Origin of the sequence: Exiguobacterium sp. s16, from assembly GCF_018618115.1 — a bacterium.
In the GTDB taxonomy this organism is placed as follows: domain Bacteria; phylum Bacillota; class Bacilli; order Exiguobacteriales; family Exiguobacteriaceae; genus Exiguobacterium; species Exiguobacterium mexicanum_A.
Genome location: NZ_JACSLM010000001.1, coordinates 205,789 through 221,305, shown reverse-complemented (window position 1 = coordinate 221,305; position 15,517 = coordinate 205,789). Strand labels below are relative to the sequence as shown.

The 15,517-nt window shown below is 54.3% G+C and carries 14 protein-coding genes and 1 other annotated feature; of the genes, 6 read left to right on the top strand and 8 right to left on the bottom strand.

Features of this window, described 5'->3' with window-relative positions; all coding sequences use genetic code 11:
* Nucleotides 1-43: 43 nt before the first annotated feature.
* From KNP86_RS01155 to KNP86_RS01145, 3 genes are read left to right on the top strand one after another with little or no spacing between them, the layout of a single operon-like run.
* Nucleotides 44-493 carry a prepilin-type N-terminal cleavage/methylation domain-containing protein gene (locus tag KNP86_RS01155; protein ID WP_214752526.1) on the top strand — a complete coding sequence of 150 codons (450 nt, stop codon included), beginning with the start codon at nt 44-46 and terminating at the stop codon, nt 491-493.
* Nucleotides 441-1,004 (top strand): PilW family protein, encoded by a 564-nt coding sequence (locus KNP86_RS01150; RefSeq protein ID WP_214752524.1) that lies wholly within the window; start codon nt 441-443, stop codon nt 1,002-1,004. The genes KNP86_RS01155 and KNP86_RS01150 overlap by 53 nt, the downstream gene beginning before the upstream one ends.
* Before the next feature lie 14 nt (nt 1,005-1,018).
* On the top strand, nt 1,019-2,701 hold the full coding sequence (locus tag KNP86_RS01145) for a hypothetical protein (protein ID WP_214752522.1): 1,683 nt from the start codon (nt 1,019-1,021) through the stop codon (nt 2,699-2,701).
* 43 nt (nt 2,702-2,744) lie between these two features.
* Here KNP86_RS01145 and KNP86_RS01140 read toward each other — a convergent pair whose 3' ends face one another.
* Nucleotides 2,745-4,283, bottom strand: coding sequence for a hypothetical protein (locus KNP86_RS01140; RefSeq protein WP_214752520.1), 1,539 nt, complete (start codon nt 4,281-4,283; stop codon nt 2,745-2,747).
* Nucleotides 4,284-4,327: 44 nt separating this feature from the next.
* Nucleotides 4,328-5,572, bottom strand: a complete 1,245-nt coding sequence (locus tag KNP86_RS01135) for a bifunctional folylpolyglutamate synthase/dihydrofolate synthase (RefSeq protein WP_214752519.1) — start codon at nt 5,570-5,572, stop codon at nt 4,328-4,330.
* A 108-nt stretch (nt 5,573-5,680) separates the two neighbouring features.
* Between KNP86_RS01135 and KNP86_RS01130 the strand changes: the two genes are divergently transcribed.
* The 3 genes from KNP86_RS01130 to KNP86_RS01120 all read left to right on the top strand — a co-directional run bounded on the left by KNP86_RS01130 (nt 5,681) and on the right by KNP86_RS01120 (nt 7,578).
* Nucleotides 5,681-7,117 carry a protein adenylyltransferase SelO gene (locus KNP86_RS01130; protein WP_214752517.1) on the top strand — a complete coding sequence of 479 codons (1,437 nt, stop codon included), beginning with the start codon at nt 5,681-5,683 and terminating at the stop codon, nt 7,115-7,117.
* A gap of 87 nt (nt 7,118-7,204) precedes the next feature.
* Nucleotides 7,205-7,381: a hypothetical protein gene (locus KNP86_RS01125; protein WP_214752515.1), complete on the top strand. Its 177-nt coding sequence runs from the start codon at nt 7,205-7,207 to the stop codon at nt 7,379-7,381.
* Nucleotides 7,378-7,578 carry a hypothetical protein gene (locus KNP86_RS01120; RefSeq protein ID WP_034776828.1) on the top strand — a complete coding sequence of 67 codons (201 nt, stop codon included), beginning with the start codon at nt 7,378-7,380 and terminating at the stop codon, nt 7,576-7,578. The genes KNP86_RS01125 and KNP86_RS01120 overlap by 4 nt, the downstream gene beginning before the upstream one ends.
* A gap of 191 nt (nt 7,579-7,769) precedes the next feature.
* Here the strand turns inward: KNP86_RS01120 and KNP86_RS01115 are convergent, their stop codons facing one another.
* The 6 genes from KNP86_RS01115 to hemC form a co-directional block, all read right to left on the bottom strand.
* Nucleotides 7,770-8,558, bottom strand: coding sequence for a hypothetical protein (locus KNP86_RS01115; protein WP_214752514.1), 789 nt, complete (start codon nt 8,556-8,558; stop codon nt 7,770-7,772).
* A 92-nt stretch (nt 8,559-8,650) separates the two neighbouring features.
* Nucleotides 8,651-11,302, bottom strand: coding sequence for a valine--tRNA ligase (locus tag KNP86_RS01110; protein ID WP_214710482.1), 2,652 nt, complete (start codon nt 11,300-11,302; stop codon nt 8,651-8,653).
* Nucleotides 11,303-11,357: 55 nt separating this feature from the next.
* Nucleotides 11,358-11,578 (bottom strand) — a binding site (T-box leader).
* 47 nt (nt 11,579-11,625) lie between these two features.
* Nucleotides 11,626-12,930, bottom strand: a complete 1,305-nt coding sequence (gene hemL / locus KNP86_RS01105) for a glutamate-1-semialdehyde 2,1-aminomutase (protein WP_058763202.1) — start codon at nt 12,928-12,930, stop codon at nt 11,626-11,628.
* Nucleotides 12,927-13,907 carry a porphobilinogen synthase gene (hemB, locus tag KNP86_RS01100; protein WP_138859760.1) on the bottom strand — a complete coding sequence of 327 codons (981 nt, stop codon included), beginning with the start codon at nt 13,905-13,907 and terminating at the stop codon, nt 12,927-12,929. Before hemB ends, hemL begins: the two co-directional genes overlap by 4 nt.
* Nucleotides 13,904-14,569 (bottom strand): uroporphyrinogen-III synthase, encoded by a 666-nt coding sequence (locus KNP86_RS01095; protein ID WP_214752512.1) that lies wholly within the window; start codon nt 14,567-14,569, stop codon nt 13,904-13,906. The genes hemB and KNP86_RS01095 overlap by 4 nt, the downstream gene beginning before the upstream one ends.
* Nucleotides 14,562-15,479, bottom strand: coding sequence for a hydroxymethylbilane synthase (gene hemC, locus KNP86_RS01090; protein ID WP_214752510.1), 918 nt, complete (start codon nt 15,477-15,479; stop codon nt 14,562-14,564). The genes KNP86_RS01095 and hemC overlap by 8 nt, the downstream gene beginning before the upstream one ends.
* Nucleotides 15,480-15,517 lie beyond the last annotated feature (38 nt).

Genomic DNA, 15,517 nt, shown 5'->3' with positions numbered 1-15,517 from the left:
TTTTTCCTATCATTAAATGAATTTTGAAAAGGAGGTCAATGCGGTGGACCGTTCCGAACAAGGTTTCACGCTCGTCGAAGTACTCGTCTCGATTGTCGTCGTCTCGATCCTGGCATTATCGCTCATGAATATCTTCTCCCAAAGCTTGCGAATCACCTCCTCGGATCTTGACCGGACCGTGGCAAACCAAGTCGCCCAAAATACGCTCAACACGTTGAAGCGTCGGGCGGCCGAAACGCGAGACCCGATCGACATCTCGATACTCCAGAAGACGCCGGCCAACGTCTGCGATTTGTGTGACGTCACCATCAACGGGCGCGCCTTCGATGTGACCATCCTCTCTCCCGGCAACGAACCGCCCGCTGACCTCGTCAACGTCGAGATTACCGTCGCCTCGGAGACGTTGCTCAAACCCATCACGTTGAAAGGAGTGGTGACGAATGCGACGCTTCAAGATAAATTCCCTGAGACGGACGTTCCAGAGCTTCCGTGACCGTGAGGACGGCGTCACGCTCGTCGAATTGTTGCTCGCGCTCGTCATCTCCGCCATCTTTGCCGGAATCGTGATCACCGTCTTCTTGACCGGCTCGCTCGGTTTCCGTCTGACGAACGACACGAGCTCGCTCCGGAGTGAGGCCGACTACTTGATTACGAGCGTCCTCCAGGACATCAACCAGACCGAGTTCGACGCCTTGACCGTCAACGGGGATACATATTCGTTCCATCGTCTCCATTCCCCGCGCATCTCGACGGAAGGCATTTTGTACCGTCAAGGCGACTATATGGAAGACGCCGTGTTCGAGCTCGCCCCGTCAAGTTTCGTGACGGACAACCCTGACGTCACCGTCCAAGCCGTCACCATCGACATTCAGGACGAAGTGACGGACGCAAGGAGCGGACGCGAGGCTTACATCGTGTCCGGACTGATGGAGATTCAAGTGACGCTCGCCTCGCGCGACGATGCCACGCTCACCAAGACGTTTACGAGTACCATCCCGTTATGAAAAGAGGGAGCCAGATGAAACAAGATGAACGAGGCTACGTCCTCATCCTCGTCCTCGTGACGATGGCGGCGCTCGCCGTCCTCTCGCTCGCTGCGATTCAAGTCAACTTGGCGACGAACAAGCAGACGAATATCCGCGTCGACGAGACGCAACTCGATACCGATGTCAAAGGCGTGCTCGACGTGCTCGTCGCCGATTTGCGGACGACGTTCCCGCTCCACGATGCAAATGTTGTTCAACCGTATATGGAGAACCAAGCAGCATTTCAAGCGAAAGTCGCGACGGTGCTCCAGGCGAACACGCTCTATACGGGTGATTTGCAATCGGGCGACAACGATATCCGTTACTCGATCACCCGCTCGACGGCGGACCAGTCGAACGCGCCGTTTACGACGGTGCTGACGCTGACGGCGACCGGGACGACAAAAGCGAACCCGGAACAGCCGATGCAGACGAGCACGTATAGCCAGGAAGTGTACGTGACGGCGTTACCGTCGTTCCTCTATTACGTCCTCGGGTCCGATGACACGTTGACGGTCAACGGTCCGCCAAAGATTGAAGGAAACTTGTTCGCTGGGACGCAACTTTCGCTCGACCGCGATGCGAAGTATCAACTGAAAGATCAAACGAAGACGCTCAACAATAGTGACACGAGCCGTTTCTATCTCGACGGTCGCATTGACCTCGGGAACGGGGCGACATGCGACGGCTGTGACTCGCCGAACTATTTCACGAACTCAGTCACGCCAGGTGTGGACCATCAGCCTGAGATTGGGCCGGTCGAGAGCAGTTTTTCAAATTTCAATTATGATTATTCGGTCGTCCAATACGTGAATCGGTTCATGGGTTCTTTAACGGACATCACGTATAATGACAAACCAGGTGATGAAATCTTTTTCAAATCAGGTATCACTCGAACGGACGAGCCATTCATCAAACAATATTACCGACCCGTTAATTCAACCAAACCCGAACTGTTGAAAACCAACTTGATTGATCAGGGACAGTTAGATGCCATCACCGGTATGCAAATTGTAGAGTTAGCGACTGAAACAATCGATAACTATGTGAGTAAGGACGATATCTCGATTGTCATCTCTCGATCGATTGCCAGCAATACAACCCCACTTCTATTGGATGGCGACGTGACCATCGATGCGATTGACACAATTACGATCAGCCGTCCGCTCATCATTAACGGCGATTTGACGATTCGTGGGAAAGTCGCATTCAATACGACGGTGTATACGCTCGGTGACACGTATATCGACGGGGCTGACTTGCTGCCGGCTACCGCCGGGGGGAATGACAGTTCACTTGTTCTCCTGTCCAAAGGGAAAATTTTGTTGAACCGAATCAATGAGTTCCAGAACACATCTTCCACGCTACAAGCGTTCATGTACAGTGCCTCGACAGAACCGACACGTCTCTATTCTGTTGGATCAATCGTCAACATGAAAGGCGGCCTGTATAGCAAAGGACCGCTTGAAGTGAACACGTTCCGTGGAACATTCAAATCGTTGCCGGAACAAGCAGATAAACAAGCCTCTTTCGCCCCTGGAAACGTCGATGCTTCTCCTGAAGTCGATAAGTCCCGGCTCGTCATGGAATACAACGAAGGCGTCTTCCGACAAATCAACACGCTACCGGTCACGAACCAGTTGCAACTGTTCGTCGGTCAACAATTAAAGAAATAAGAAAAGAAGCTACTCGCGCGAGTAGCTTCTTTTTGTAGCGTCATCAATAGAAATCAATTGCTGGTTCAGCCGTACCTGGGTTCGGATCAGTTCCTTCTTTAACTCGGACATAGAAAGTCTGGCTGATGACTTCGGGGCCATCACCTTTCGGGAAGAAACGATCAACATTCTCAGTCACTAAACCGATTTTAGCAATACCTGGTTTCAAGAGCGTCAATACGCCATCTTTAACTTTGAGTACATCCGTACCCTCTAAAACCGTCAATCCGTACTCAGTGACATTCGATGTCTCTGGCCAGAACTTGACCGGGTATTCGTAAGGACTGTTTGACATGTATAAGACGACGTTCGGTGTCGCGACGCGTTGCGGATATTCTTTGACTTCAATCAAAGACGTATTAGTCTGTCCCGGATATTTTACTAGTGAAGCAATCACCGAGACGTTACCCGTACTTCCATGTTCAGCCTGTACTGTGGCCGCCGATTTTTGACTAGATACGATGCTGAGTGCAGTAGAGTTCACTTCCCACGTGGCATCGAAAGGATTGTTGACGACCTTATTGTCCTCTACTAATTGCGTAAGATTCAACACTGCTTGTTGTTTCACTAAGCTGCCACTCTTATTTTGATAGACCCATAACACTTTATCCGTAGAATCGATTGCGAGATTAGGTAATTTGACTTTTACCGTCACCGGTTGGGATTTTGATTCATACTTATTGCTGTGGACATACACGGCTTGAATCGTCGTCGTCCCGACTTCCAACGCTTCAAGGGACAAACTTTGTTTAGCGGCACTCGTCTGTTTTACAATTTTAGAATCGTCAATTACCCACTTCAACTTCACATCTTTAGGAATTGTCGCTTTTGTCGTCGACAACTCCGCATTTATGTTACCTATATCATTTAAATACAATTCCAACTCAGTTGGGAGTTGAATATTTAATTCTTCTACCAATAAAAGCGAGTCACCAATTTGATCAGATGTTAAATTGATGGACCGATCATGTTTTACAGATCCGTGACCGTTTCCAGAATGGTCGGCTGTGAGTGAGTAGCTGATGGTTCCACTATTGAATTTGTAAGTACCAGGTTTGTCAGCTGTCAATTTCACGGTCACTGTCTCATAAAACGAATCATCGAAATGCTTCGTACAAGACTGTAACTCATTCTTACCACAGATTACATTTACTTTCCCTGCTAGCGTTCGTGATGAAGAATTATACTTCAGAGTATGTGACACCGTTGATTCATTGTTGATTGAGATACTCTCTACTTTCAAGCCATCAGGAATTTTTTCATTAAAGTCTAACGACCATTGGACAGTTTTATACGAATTGATATTGGGACCTTTTCCAAAATCGAGAATATTGTTTAATGATAAACGATACTCGACGGTGACCGTGTCTCCTACTAAAACCGCTTCAGAGGATATTTCGCGAATCACTTCGTTAGTGATGTCTTCCTTCTTTTTTATGTCTTTATCATCATTTTTCGCCCACGTTGTCGTATACGCGAACAACAATAGAATCATCCCTACCACTATGAGGAACCCGTACTTGGATCTTAGCTGCCTCTTCATCGTTGTGCCTCCAGTCGGTTTGTCATCACACTTCTTCAGTTAATTCATACCCCTTTTTCTTCCTGTTCACAAGCGGTTTTTTTCAAACTTTGGAAATAGGTTCTGACTTCACTGATAAAGTAGAGCGACCCGGTCACGACGAGCGTCTCGGATTTGGGTGTCTCCAGCCACGCAGCCAACCAACCCTGCCAGTCCACATAACGGGCCCCGTCGGCAATCAGACTTTCTTTCGTACGGGTACGTGGGAAATCGAACGTCGTCTCATAGACATCCGCCACCATCTGGAGCGACGCGATCATCGCTCCCCGGTCCTTGTCGGCAAGAATGGCCGCGAGGACGGTCACGTCACGCTCGAGCTTCAACTGTTCAACGAGCGCGGCGACCCCTTCCGCATTATGCGCCCCATCGAGCACGATGCGGGGCTGTCTCGAGATGAGCTCATAGCGACCTGGGTGTTGTGCCGCCTCGAGCCCCGCTCGAATGGCTTCCGCCTTCCAGCCGAGGTGGCGCGCGACGGCGACGGCACACGCCCCGTTATACGCTTGATGGTGTCCGGTCAATCCGAGCGTCACTGGATCCAATCCATCATATGTGACGACCGTGTCGGTCCCGTCCTCGATTGATGTGACGAGTGGAGTGACGTCGTGAATCGATGCGTCCATCGCCTCTCCTTGTCGCTTGAGCAACGCGATCAGCCGTTCATCCGTCAAACTATGAAACATCGGCACGCCCGGCTTCATGATGCCGAACTTCTCGAGCGCAATCTCTTCGAGCGTGTCGCCGAGAATTCCTTGATGGTCGTGCCCGATCGACGTCACGACCGTCGCGAGCGGTCGCGTCAACACGTTCGTCGAATCGAGGCGGCCGCCGAGACCGACTTCCCAAATGACGAGGTCAGGCTGTTGTTCATGGAAATAGAGCCACGCCATGACCGTCAGCAGTTCGAACTCCGTCAACGTCTCCGGTGACGCACTCGCACAGTCACGGACCTGGTTGGCGATGCGGACGAGGTCGTGTTCCCTGATCGGCTCCCCGTTCAACATGATCCGCTCCTCGAACTGGATGATGTACGGTGAGATGAACGTCCCGACATTCAACCCCTCCGCGAGCGCCATCGCCCGCAAGAAAGCGACCGTCGACCCTTTTCCGTTCGTCCCTGCCACGTGAATCGACGGCAACTCCTCGATTTGTAACGCGTTCAACATCCACTCGATGCGTTCGAGCCCGGGCTTGATCCCGAACCGCAGCTGCCCGTTCAGCCATTCCAATACGTCTTGTCTCGTCTCCATCTTCCATCACTCCTGTTTTCACACTTCCCTTTCATCTTACCAAAATTCGCGAAGCGCTACGCAAGGAATCGGCTGTGCTATACTCGAGGCGAAGAAGGGGGAATTACTATGACCAACAGTTGGAACTTCGAGGCGACCTACCTCGATCTCCGTGACATTTTTTACGACCGGGGACCGGTCCATCCGGTCGACAAGCCCGAACTCGTCCTGTGGAACGAAGCACTCGCCAAGACGCTCGGTCTCGACGCCGAAACGTCTCAAGACGTCGCACTCTTCGCCGGGAATCGTCAGACCGACTCGTCGTTCTCTCAAGCGTATGCCGGCCACCAATTTGGCCATTTCACGATGCTCGGTGACGGACGGGCGCTCGTGCTCGGAGAACACGTCGCACCGAACGGAAAGCGTGTCGACGTTCAATTGAAAGGCTCGGGCCCGACCGAGTACTCGCGTGGCGGTGATGGACGGGCTGCCGTCGGTCCGATGGTGCGTGAATTCCTCATCAGTGAGGCGATGCACGCCCTCGGCATCCCGACGAACCGGGCGCTCGCCGTCGTGACGACCGGTGAGCCGATCATGCGCCAAGGACCGAAGCACGGCGCCGTCTTGACGCGCATCGCGGCGAGCCATTTACGTGTCGGCACGTTCCAATACGCCGCCGCGGCCGGATCGATTGATGACGTCATCGCCCTCGCCGACTATGCGATTCAGCGCCACGACCCTGACCTTGCAGGACAACCGGACCGCTATGAACAGTTCCTCGGCCGCGTCATTACCCGGCAGGCGAAACTGATCGCGGATTGGCAGCTCGTCGGGTTCATCCACGGCGTCATGAACACGGACAATACGTTCATCAGCGGTGAAGGGCTTGATTATGGCCCGTGTGCGTTCATGGATACGTATCACCCGAATACCGTCTTCAGCTCGATCGACCGCGAGGGACGCTACGCCTATGCGAATCAGCCGTATATCGGGTCATGGAACTTGGCCCGCCTCGCCGAGACGTTGCTCCCGCTCCTCGCTGACACACAAGAAAAGGCCGTCGATATCGCCAACAAGCTGTTGAACGACTACACGGAAACCTATAAAGAGGCGTATTTCACTGGGCTCGCCCATAAAATCGGACTCTACGTGCGAAAAGACGGAGACGACGCACTGACGGACGAACTGCTCCGGCTCATGATGGAAACCGAGGCCGACTTCACGAACACGTTCCGCGCCCTCACGCTCGGCGACACCGAAGCACTCGCCTTCGCCAACCAGGACGATGGTAAGGCGTGGCTCGCCGCTTGGCGGAAACGCCTCGGGGAACAAGGTCTTCCTGATGAGGACGTCATCCGCCTCATGCGTCAGCACAACCCGGCCGTCATCCCGCGCAACCATCACGTCGAGGCCGCCCTCATGGCAGCCGAACGCGGTGACTTCAAGCCGACCCACGCACTGCTCGACGTATTGCGGAAGCCATACGACTACGAAGCCGACTACGGACGCTACGTCTCACCCGGACCGCCGCGGACGTATCCGTATCAGACTTTCTGCGGCACATGAACCATCTCGCTTTCGCGGGATGGTTTTTTTGGAACCTTTTGGCTATTCGCCACGTAGAATAGACAAAGTCCGTTTGGAGGTTTTATAATGCGACTACTCGCTTCACTTATTTCGTTAGGCTTTGCCTGCATGATTTCGCTCGAGCTCTGGCAAGGTCCGTTTCTCAGCAATTGGGTTTGGACGATGCCGGCCTTCTTCCTAGGTGTCTCATTCGTCCACTTCATGAAGCATTTGAACGAGCTCGAATGGAGTGAAACAAAATGAAAATGACACTCTTGCTCATGACAATCATCGTAAGTTCAACTTCATACCTGGTCTACAGTTTTTATTTGTCGTTGATGGGTCAGTCGATTCAGCCTCAAGTAACTGGACTTGCAATCGGCGTCCTGCTCACGTCATCTTATTTCGTGACAACCGGTCGCCTTCCGTTTTGGACAGAACCGGAGGAAGAGGACGTATGAAGGTTCTTTATTCCATCTTGCTAGTATTCGGCACCATCCTTTATGTCGTCTATGCGATTCATCTATTCCGCATTGGCCATACTCAACCGTTCATCTTTCACACCTTGATTGCCATCGCTCTATTTGGCATCATCCACATTGGACGCAAACGAACCCCCGAACATCATTCTTGATGGCGGGGGTTCGTTACTCTATTCTGGGTACTTCAATGGAAAATCCACCGTCGACGCCTCCGGCAACGAGTCCGAGAGGTTGAGCAACACCTCTTCCGACACATTGCCCGTCACGACGATGAGCTTGCCCTGGTCTACGTAAAACAAGCCGTTCCCTTCCGGTTGATTCAAGCGATACCGCTCATTTGAATCGTCTCGCCGGTCAATCAATTCTCCGTCTGCCACACTGGACGCATCGGTCACTAAAATCGTGATGCATTGCGTCTCATCATACAACGTCCACATCTCCACCGGCCGCTCGAGCTGACTCATCTCGAAGTTGGCGACAAACAGCTCTTCTTCAGGCAAGTCCAACCCGTGTCGGACTTTTTCGGCCGCCTCGGGAATCGTAACGTTTTGGATGCCATGCAACACCCATTCCTCGCCTCGTGAATAGTTGAACACGCCAAACGCATCGTCGCGGTTTGGTAACTGGATGGCGATGAGCCCGAGGTCATCGATGACCATTTCATAGAAGACGCCGTCTCTCGACGGTCGTTCGGACGTGCCATCCGTATATTGAAGCGTGTATTGGGCCGTGACCGCATCGAGTAGTCGAACAGTCCCTTTCGGCACGTCCTCGATGATCGAACCGAACACTTCTTTCGCCGTCGTTTCCTCAACATCGGAAACGGATGAATCCATCTCTTCTTTGTTCACGCTAACCGTGATTTTTGATTCCATCGGTTCGATCGGTTCAGCTCGTTCCGCCACACACCCACTCAATCCCATCACAGCCAAACCTAACATCATTCCGATTCGTCTCATGTCACTCCACCTTTACATCGTCTCCTCTCCTAAATTCCACCAAACAACAAAAAAACCTTCTTCGGAGATAATCTCCAAAGAAGGTTGATTTATTATTTACGCAACTCTTCCAAACGCGCACGGACTGCGTCACGCTTGTCGAGGTAGTCTTTCTCTTTTGCCTTCTCTTCGTCGATGACGTGAGCCGGGGCCTTGCCGGTGAAGCCTGGGTTGCCGAGTTTCTTCTGAACGCGCTCGACTTCCTTCTCGTACTTCGCCACTTCTTTCTCGAGACGGGCGATCTCTTCCTCGAAGTTGATGAGGTCGGCGAGTGGGATGAACAGTTCCGCACCCGTCATGATGGCCGACATCGACTTATCAGGAGCCGCCAAGCCGCGTCCGATTTCGAGCTCGGTCGCGTTCGTGAACTTGCCGATCGTCGCTTCGTTTTCGCTCAAGTAACCTTGTGTCGTGTCGTCACTTGTCGCGATGAAGAGCTGAATCGGTTTCGACATCGGGGCGTTCACTTCCGAACGAATGTTACGGACCGAACGGATGACGTTCATGACCGCTTCGAACGCTGGTACCGAGTCCGCGAAGTGGAGCTCGTCGCGACGTGTCGGGTAGCTCGCACGGACGATCGAGTCGCCTTCGTGCGGCAAGTGCTGCCAGATTTCCTCTGTGAGGAACGGCATGAACGGATGCATGAGACGCATGATTGAGTCGAGCGTGTAGGCGAGCACTGAACGTGTCGTCGCTTTCGCCGCCTCGTCCTCACCGTAGAGCGTGAGTTTCGCCATCTCGATGTACCAGTTACAGAACTCTTCCCAGATGAAGTTGTACAAGTAACGACCGGCTTCGCCGAACTCATACTTGTCGACGAGACGCGTCACTTGGTCGATCGTGTCGTTCAAGCGTGTGAGAATCCACTTGTCGGCGAGCGTCTTCTCACCTGACAAATCGATATCCTCATACTTCATGCCGTCCATATTCATGAGGGCGAAACGGCTCGCGTTCCAAATCTTGTTCGCGAAGTTCCATGTCGACTCGATCTTCTCCCAATAGAAGCGAAGGTCGTTCCCTGGTGTCGATCCTGTGAGGAGGAACCAGCGGAGCGAGTCCGCGCCGTATTGGTCGATGACTTCCATCGGGTCGACGCCGTTTCCGAGCGATTTCGACATTTTGCGGCCTTCCGAGTCGCGGATGAGACCGTGGATGAGCACGTCGTTGAACGGCTGCTTCCCAGTGAACTCGAGCGATTGGAAGATCATGCGCGATACCCAGAAGAAGATGATGTCGTAACCCGTGACGAGCGCGCTCGTCGGGAAGTAACGTTTGAAGTCTGCTGAGTCCGTGTCCGGCCAGCCCATCGTCGAGAACGGCCAGAGCGCTGACGAGAACCATGTGTCGAGCACGTCTTCGTCTTGGTGCCAGTTCTCACTGTCAGCCGGTGCTTCTTTACCTACATAGATTTCTCCTGTCTCGTTGTGGTACCACGCCGGGATGCGGTGGCCCCACCAGAGTTGGCGGCTGATACACCAATCGCGGATGTTCTCCATCCAACGGAGGTATGTGCCTTCGAACCGCTCTGGGACGAAGTTGACTTTCGTATCGTCATGTCCTTGTGCTTCGAGTGCTGCTTTCGCGAGCGGCTCCATGTCGACGAACCACTGTTTCGAAAGATACGGCTCGATGACCGCGCCTGAACGTTCCGAGTGTCCGACCGAGTGCGTGTGCGGCTCGATCTTGACGAGCGTGCCGTCCGCTTCTAAATCTTTCACGAGTTGCTTGCGGCATTCGAAGCGGTCGAGCCCTTCGTACTTGCCGGCGTTCTCGTTCATCTTGCCGCCTTCATCCATGACGAGGATGCGCGGGAGCTCGTGGCGGTTCCCAATCTCAAAGTCGTTCGGGTCGTGCGCCGGTGTGATCTTGACGCAACCTGTACCGAACTCCATGTCGACGTAGTCGTCGGCGACGATCGGGATCTCACGGTTCATGACCGGAAGCATGATCGTCTTGCCGACGAGGTGCGCGTAACGCTCATCTTTCGGGTTGACGGCAACGGCCGTATCGCCGAGCATCGTCTCTGGACGCGTCGTCGCGATCTCGATGTGGCCTGAGCCGTCAGCGAGCGGATACTTCATGTGGTAGAATGCGCCTTCGACTTCTTGATAGATGACTTCGATATCCGAGACGGCCGTCTTTTGCGCCGGGTCCCAGTTGACGATATACTCGCCGCGGTAAATCAAGCCCTTCTCATAAAGGCGGACGAATACTTCTTGGACCGCTTTCGAGAGTCCTTCGTCGAGCGTGAAACGCTCACGTGAGTAGTCGAGACCGAGGCCAAGTTTTGACCATTGGGCACGGATCGTGTCGGCGTACTCGTCTTTCCATTCCCACGTCTTCTCGAGGAACTTCTCGCGTCCTAGGTCGTAACGCATGATGCCGTCCTCACGGAGTTTCTGTTCGACTTTCGCTTGTGTCGCGATACCGGCGTGGTCCATCCCTGGGAGCCAGAGGACGTCATAGCCTTGCATGCGCTTGAGGCGCGTCAATAAATCTTGGAGCGTCGTGTCCCACGCGTGTCCGAGGTGAAGTTTCCCTGTTACGTTCGGTGGCGGGATGACGATCGTGTACGGCTGTTTTGAATCGTCCTCGTCTGCTTTGAATACGTCGTTCTCTAACCAGTAGTCATACCATTTCGCTTCCGTCGCACTTGGATCGTACTTCGTCGGCATGGTGATTTCGTTTGTCTCGTTGGCCATATGCCCAACCTCCTCTAATAATGTGGACAAAAAAACGGCTACTCTCGTCCTTAACGCTAAGGACGAAAGAAGCCGTATCTTCCGCGGTACCACCTTAGTTCGCCAACAGGTGGCGCCCTCAAAATCGAATAACGGTCGATGGACCGGACCTTCCTACTTCGTTCAAAAGGTCAGCTCCGAGGCGACTTCCGCACCATCCTTCGCGGCCTCGCACCAAGTGGCCGCGTCTCTGAAAAAGGATGTTGATTGCGTACTATTCCTCATCGTAGCTTTTGTTCGTATCTGTTAAACAATTGTAGCGACAGAAGCTGTTTCCGTCAAGATTACAGTGAAAACTCTTGTTGCAGCTCTTTGAACGTCGCGTCGACCGCTGCGAGCGTCAAGTCGATATCTTCGTCCGTGTGCACGGTCGAGAGGAACAATCCTTCGAACTGTGACGGTGGCAAGAACACGCCGCGCGCCGCCATCTTCTGATAGTAAGCGCGGAACAAGTCGAGGTTCGCCGTCTTCGCCTTCTCGAAGTTCGTCACTTTCTCGTTCGTGAAGAAGAATCCGAACATCGAGCCGGCCCGGTTCGTGTCGTGCGGGATGTTATACTTCTCGGCCGCTTTCGTGTAGCCTTCGGCGAGACGGTCCGCTTTGCGTTCGAACTCGGCGTAGTGCTCAGGCTTCAGTTGCGACAACGTCGTGTAGCCGGCAATCATCGCGAGCGGGTTCCCTGAGAGCGTCCCTGCCTGGTAAATCGGTCCTTGTGGCGCGATTTGTTCCATAATCTCGCGTTTCCCGCCATAGGCACCGACCGGAAGGCCGCCGCCGATGACTTTCCCGAGGCACGTCAAATCCGGCGTCACGCCGAAGTAACCTTGGGCACAGTTATAGCCGACCCGGAATCCGGTCATGACCTCGTCAAAGATGAGGAGCGAGCCGTATTGTTCCGTGATCTCGCGGAGTCCTTCGAGGAAGCCAGGTTGCGGTGGCACGAAGCCCATGTTGCCGGCCGCCGGTTCGACGATGACCCCAGCGATGTCGTCGCCGAACTTCTCGAAGGCGATGCGGAGGGCATCCAAATCGTTGTACGGCACCGTGAGCGTCTGGCTCGCCAAGTCTTTCGGTACGCCCGGCGAGTCCGGGAGACCGAGCGTCGCGACGCCCGAACCGGCCTTGATGAGGAGCGAGTCGCCGTGACCATGGTAGCAACCTTCGAACTTCAAGATTTTCGTCTTGCCCGTGTAGCCGCGTGCGAGGCGAAGTGCCGCCATCGTCGCTTCCGTACCCGAGTTGACCATGCGCACCATCTCGATTGATGGGACGCGCTCGATGACGAGCTCAGCCATTTTCGTTTCCAGCTCGGTCGGTGTCCCGAACGTCCAGCCTTTCTCGGCTTGCTCTTGAATCGCCTTCGTGACGACAGGGTCGCGGTGACCGAGGATGAGTGGTCCCCATGAGAGGACGTAATCGATATACTCGTTGCCATCGATGTCGTAGACGCGTGAGCCTTCACCGCGTTCAGCGAAGATTGGCGTCATGCCGACTGATTTATAGGCACGGACCGGGCTGTTCACCCCGCCCGGCATGAGCGGACGTGCTTGTTCGAACGCTGCTTCTGAGCGTGTTTGTTTGTAGGTCATGCGTAGTCTCCTTCCAAATAGCGACAGACGTCTTTTGCGAAATACGTGACGATGAGGTCCGCACCGGCCCGTTTGAAGCCGACCATCGTCTCCATGACGATGCGTTGCTCATCGACCCAGTCGTTCAAAGCAGCCGCTTTGACCATGGCGTACTCTCCACTCACGTTATACGCCACGATCGGCATATCGAGCGAGTCGCGCATGTCACGGATGATGTCCATGAAGGCGAGCGCCGGTTTGACGATCATGAAGTCAGCACCTTGCTCGACGTCCGATTGTGATTCACGGAACGCTTCTCGGCGGTTGGCCGGGTCCATCTGATAGCCTTTGCGGTCACCTTCACCAGGTGCCGATTGGGCTGCGTCACGGAACGGTCCGTAGTACGCCGATGCGTACTTGACGCCGTAACTCATAATTGGGATATGGTTGAATCCGTTTTGGTCGAGCCCTTCACGGATGGCGGCGACGAAGCCGTCCATCATCGAGCTTGGTGCGATGATGTCAGCGCCTGCTTGCGCTTGCGTGATCGCCGTCTGGACGTGAAGCGGTAGCGACGCGTCGTTATCGACGTCACCATTCTTCACGATGCCGCAGTGGCCCGTCGACGTGTATTCACATAGGCACGTGTCGGCGATGACCGTGAGCTGTGGCGCCCACTCTTTCACTTTACGGATCGCTTCTTGGACGATGCCGTGGTCGTGATACGCTTCCGTACCTTCCGGATCTTTATGTTCCGGCACGCCGAACAAGAGCACCGATTGAATGCCGAGGTCGACGATCTCCTTGATCTCGTCCTCGAGACGGTCGAGCGAGAAGTTGAAGACGCCAGGCATCGAGCTGACTTCACGTTTAATGTCTGTCCCTTCGATGATGAAGAGCGGGTAAATCAAATCTTCTTTCCGAACATGATTTTCACGTACGAGTGCACGCATCGACTTCGATGAACGAAGGCGACGGTGACGGTCAAACTGGTTCATGAAAAATCCTCCCCTATACACTGTATTAATGCATCCATAGTATAACACTCAGGCACTCGGACCGGTAACGTCGACACTTCCCGGACGGCGCGCTCGGTCACTTCACCGATGGCGTACCACGTCCCGTGGAAGTGTTCAAGGTACGCCGTGATCGCCTGAACGGCGGACGGGCTGAGGACGAGGAGTGCGTCCACGTTCTTGAGCGCCTCGACTTCTGCCTCTGTCAGTTCACGGCCGATCGTCTCATAGACGACCCAGTCATGGACGTTTTCGAGTTGCTTCATATGGTCCGTGTTCGCCAAGTCGCCCCGGGCGAACAGGACGACCTCGCCTGCTGTTACGACGTCCGCGAGGTCACGGAATAGCGCCTCGCCCGTATACGTCTTCGGCATGAGCGAGACGGTGAAGCCCTCGGCCTCGAGTGCTTGTTTCGTCTTTTCCCCGACGGCCGCGACCCGGACGTCGCGCGGGACGTCACGGAGCGCCGGCACCGCCGTCTGGCTCGTCACGATGAGCCAATCGAATGTGTGAATCGGGATCTCGCGATGTGTCAATCTCGTCTCGATGAGCGGGACGTGATGCACGGAAAGACCGCTCGCGGCGAGACGGGCTCGTTGCGTAGCGGTCAGTCGTTTTGTCCCTGTGTACCAGACGTCACGCATTGACCGAGGCGAGAATTTCGCGCCCGCCGCGTCCGAGAAGATCGTCTGCTACGTCGTTCCCGAGTGCGACCGCGTCAGACGACGTCTTCGTCACGCGGAGCACTTCTTTGCCGTCGACCGAGGCGATGAGGCCTGTCAGTGTCACGTCGTCCCCGTTGACCGTCGCATAACCGCCGACCGGCACGTGGCAACTTCCTTCGATCGCCTTGAGGAACGTCCGCTCCGCCGTCGCCGCTTTCGCCGTCACGTCGTCATGCAGGAGTTGCAAGACGTTCGTCACTTCAGCGTCGTCTTTCCGGCTTTCGATGGCGAGCACGCCTTGACCGACCGCCGGGACCATCATGTCAGCGTCAAGCGCTTCGAAGTCGACGCGATCCGTCCACCCCATGCGTTCGAGCCCGGCTTTGGCGAGCAAGATGGCATTGAAGTTTTCCGTCTCAAGTTTTTTGAGGCGTGTATCGATGTTGCCCCGAATCCATTGAATCTCGAAGTCCGGGCGGGCGGCGAGCATCTGCGCACCGCGACGAAGTGAACTCGTCCCGATGACAGCACCTTCCGGGAGCGTCTCGAGCGTATATCCGTTCTCGCAGATGAGCACGTCTCGGGCGTCAACGCGTTTCGGCATGCAGCTGATAAAGAGCTCTTCCGGCAATTCGGCCGGCACGTCTTTCATGCTATGGACGGCGAAATCGATTTCCCCGGCAATCATTTGTTGCTGAATCTCTTTGACGAACAATCCTTTGCCGCCGACTTTCGATAACTGGACATCGACGATTTGGTCACCTTTCGTCACGATTTCCTTGATCTCGAACTCGTTTTGAGCCCCGGCTTTCTTCAATTGCTCGATGACCCATTTCGTTTGTGTCATCGCAAGTTGTGAACGGCGTGAGCCGACGATAATTTTACGCATAGTCTATATCCCCTTCATAGAAAAAGGCGACGAGATCC

Excerpts from the sequence above, each read along its gene's own strand:
- KNP86_RS01150 (WP_214752524.1), top strand. The coding sequence starts at position 441 with ATGCGACGCTTCAAGATAAATTCCCTGAGACGGACGTTCCAGAGCTTC.
- KNP86_RS01145 (WP_214752522.1), top strand. The coding sequence starts at position 1,019 with ATGAAACAAGATGAACGAGGCTACGTCCTCATCCTCGTCCTCGTGACG.
- KNP86_RS01140 (WP_214752520.1), bottom strand. The coding sequence starts at position 4,283 with ATGAAGAGGCAGCTAAGATCCAAGTACGGGTTCCTCATAGTGGTAGGG.
- KNP86_RS01135 (WP_214752519.1), bottom strand. The coding sequence starts at position 5,572 with ATGGAGACGAGACAAGACGTATTGGAATGGCTGAACGGGCAGCTGCGG.
- KNP86_RS01130 (WP_214752517.1), top strand. The coding sequence starts at position 5,681 with ATGACCAACAGTTGGAACTTCGAGGCGACCTACCTCGATCTCCGTGAC.
- KNP86_RS01125 (WP_214752515.1), top strand. The coding sequence starts at position 7,205 with ATGCGACTACTCGCTTCACTTATTTCGTTAGGCTTTGCCTGCATGATT.
- KNP86_RS01120 (WP_034776828.1), top strand. The coding sequence starts at position 7,378 with ATGAAAATGACACTCTTGCTCATGACAATCATCGTAAGTTCAACTTCA.
- KNP86_RS01115 (WP_214752514.1), bottom strand. The coding sequence starts at position 8,558 with ATGAGACGAATCGGAATGATGTTAGGTTTGGCTGTGATGGGATTGAGT.
- KNP86_RS01110 (WP_214710482.1), bottom strand. The coding sequence starts at position 11,302 with ATGGCCAACGAGACAAACGAAATCACCATGCCGACGAAGTACGATCCA.
- hemL (WP_058763202.1), bottom strand. The coding sequence starts at position 12,930 with ATGACCTACAAACAAACACGCTCAGAAGCAGCGTTCGAACAAGCACGT.
- hemB (WP_138859760.1), bottom strand. The coding sequence starts at position 13,907 with ATGAACCAGTTTGACCGTCACCGTCGCCTTCGTTCATCGAAGTCGATG.
- KNP86_RS01095 (WP_214752512.1), bottom strand. The coding sequence starts at position 14,569 with ATGCGTGACGTCTGGTACACAGGGACAAAACGACTGACCGCTACGCAA.
- hemC (WP_214752510.1), bottom strand. The coding sequence starts at position 15,479 with ATGCGTAAAATTATCGTCGGCTCACGCCGTTCACAACTTGCGATGACA.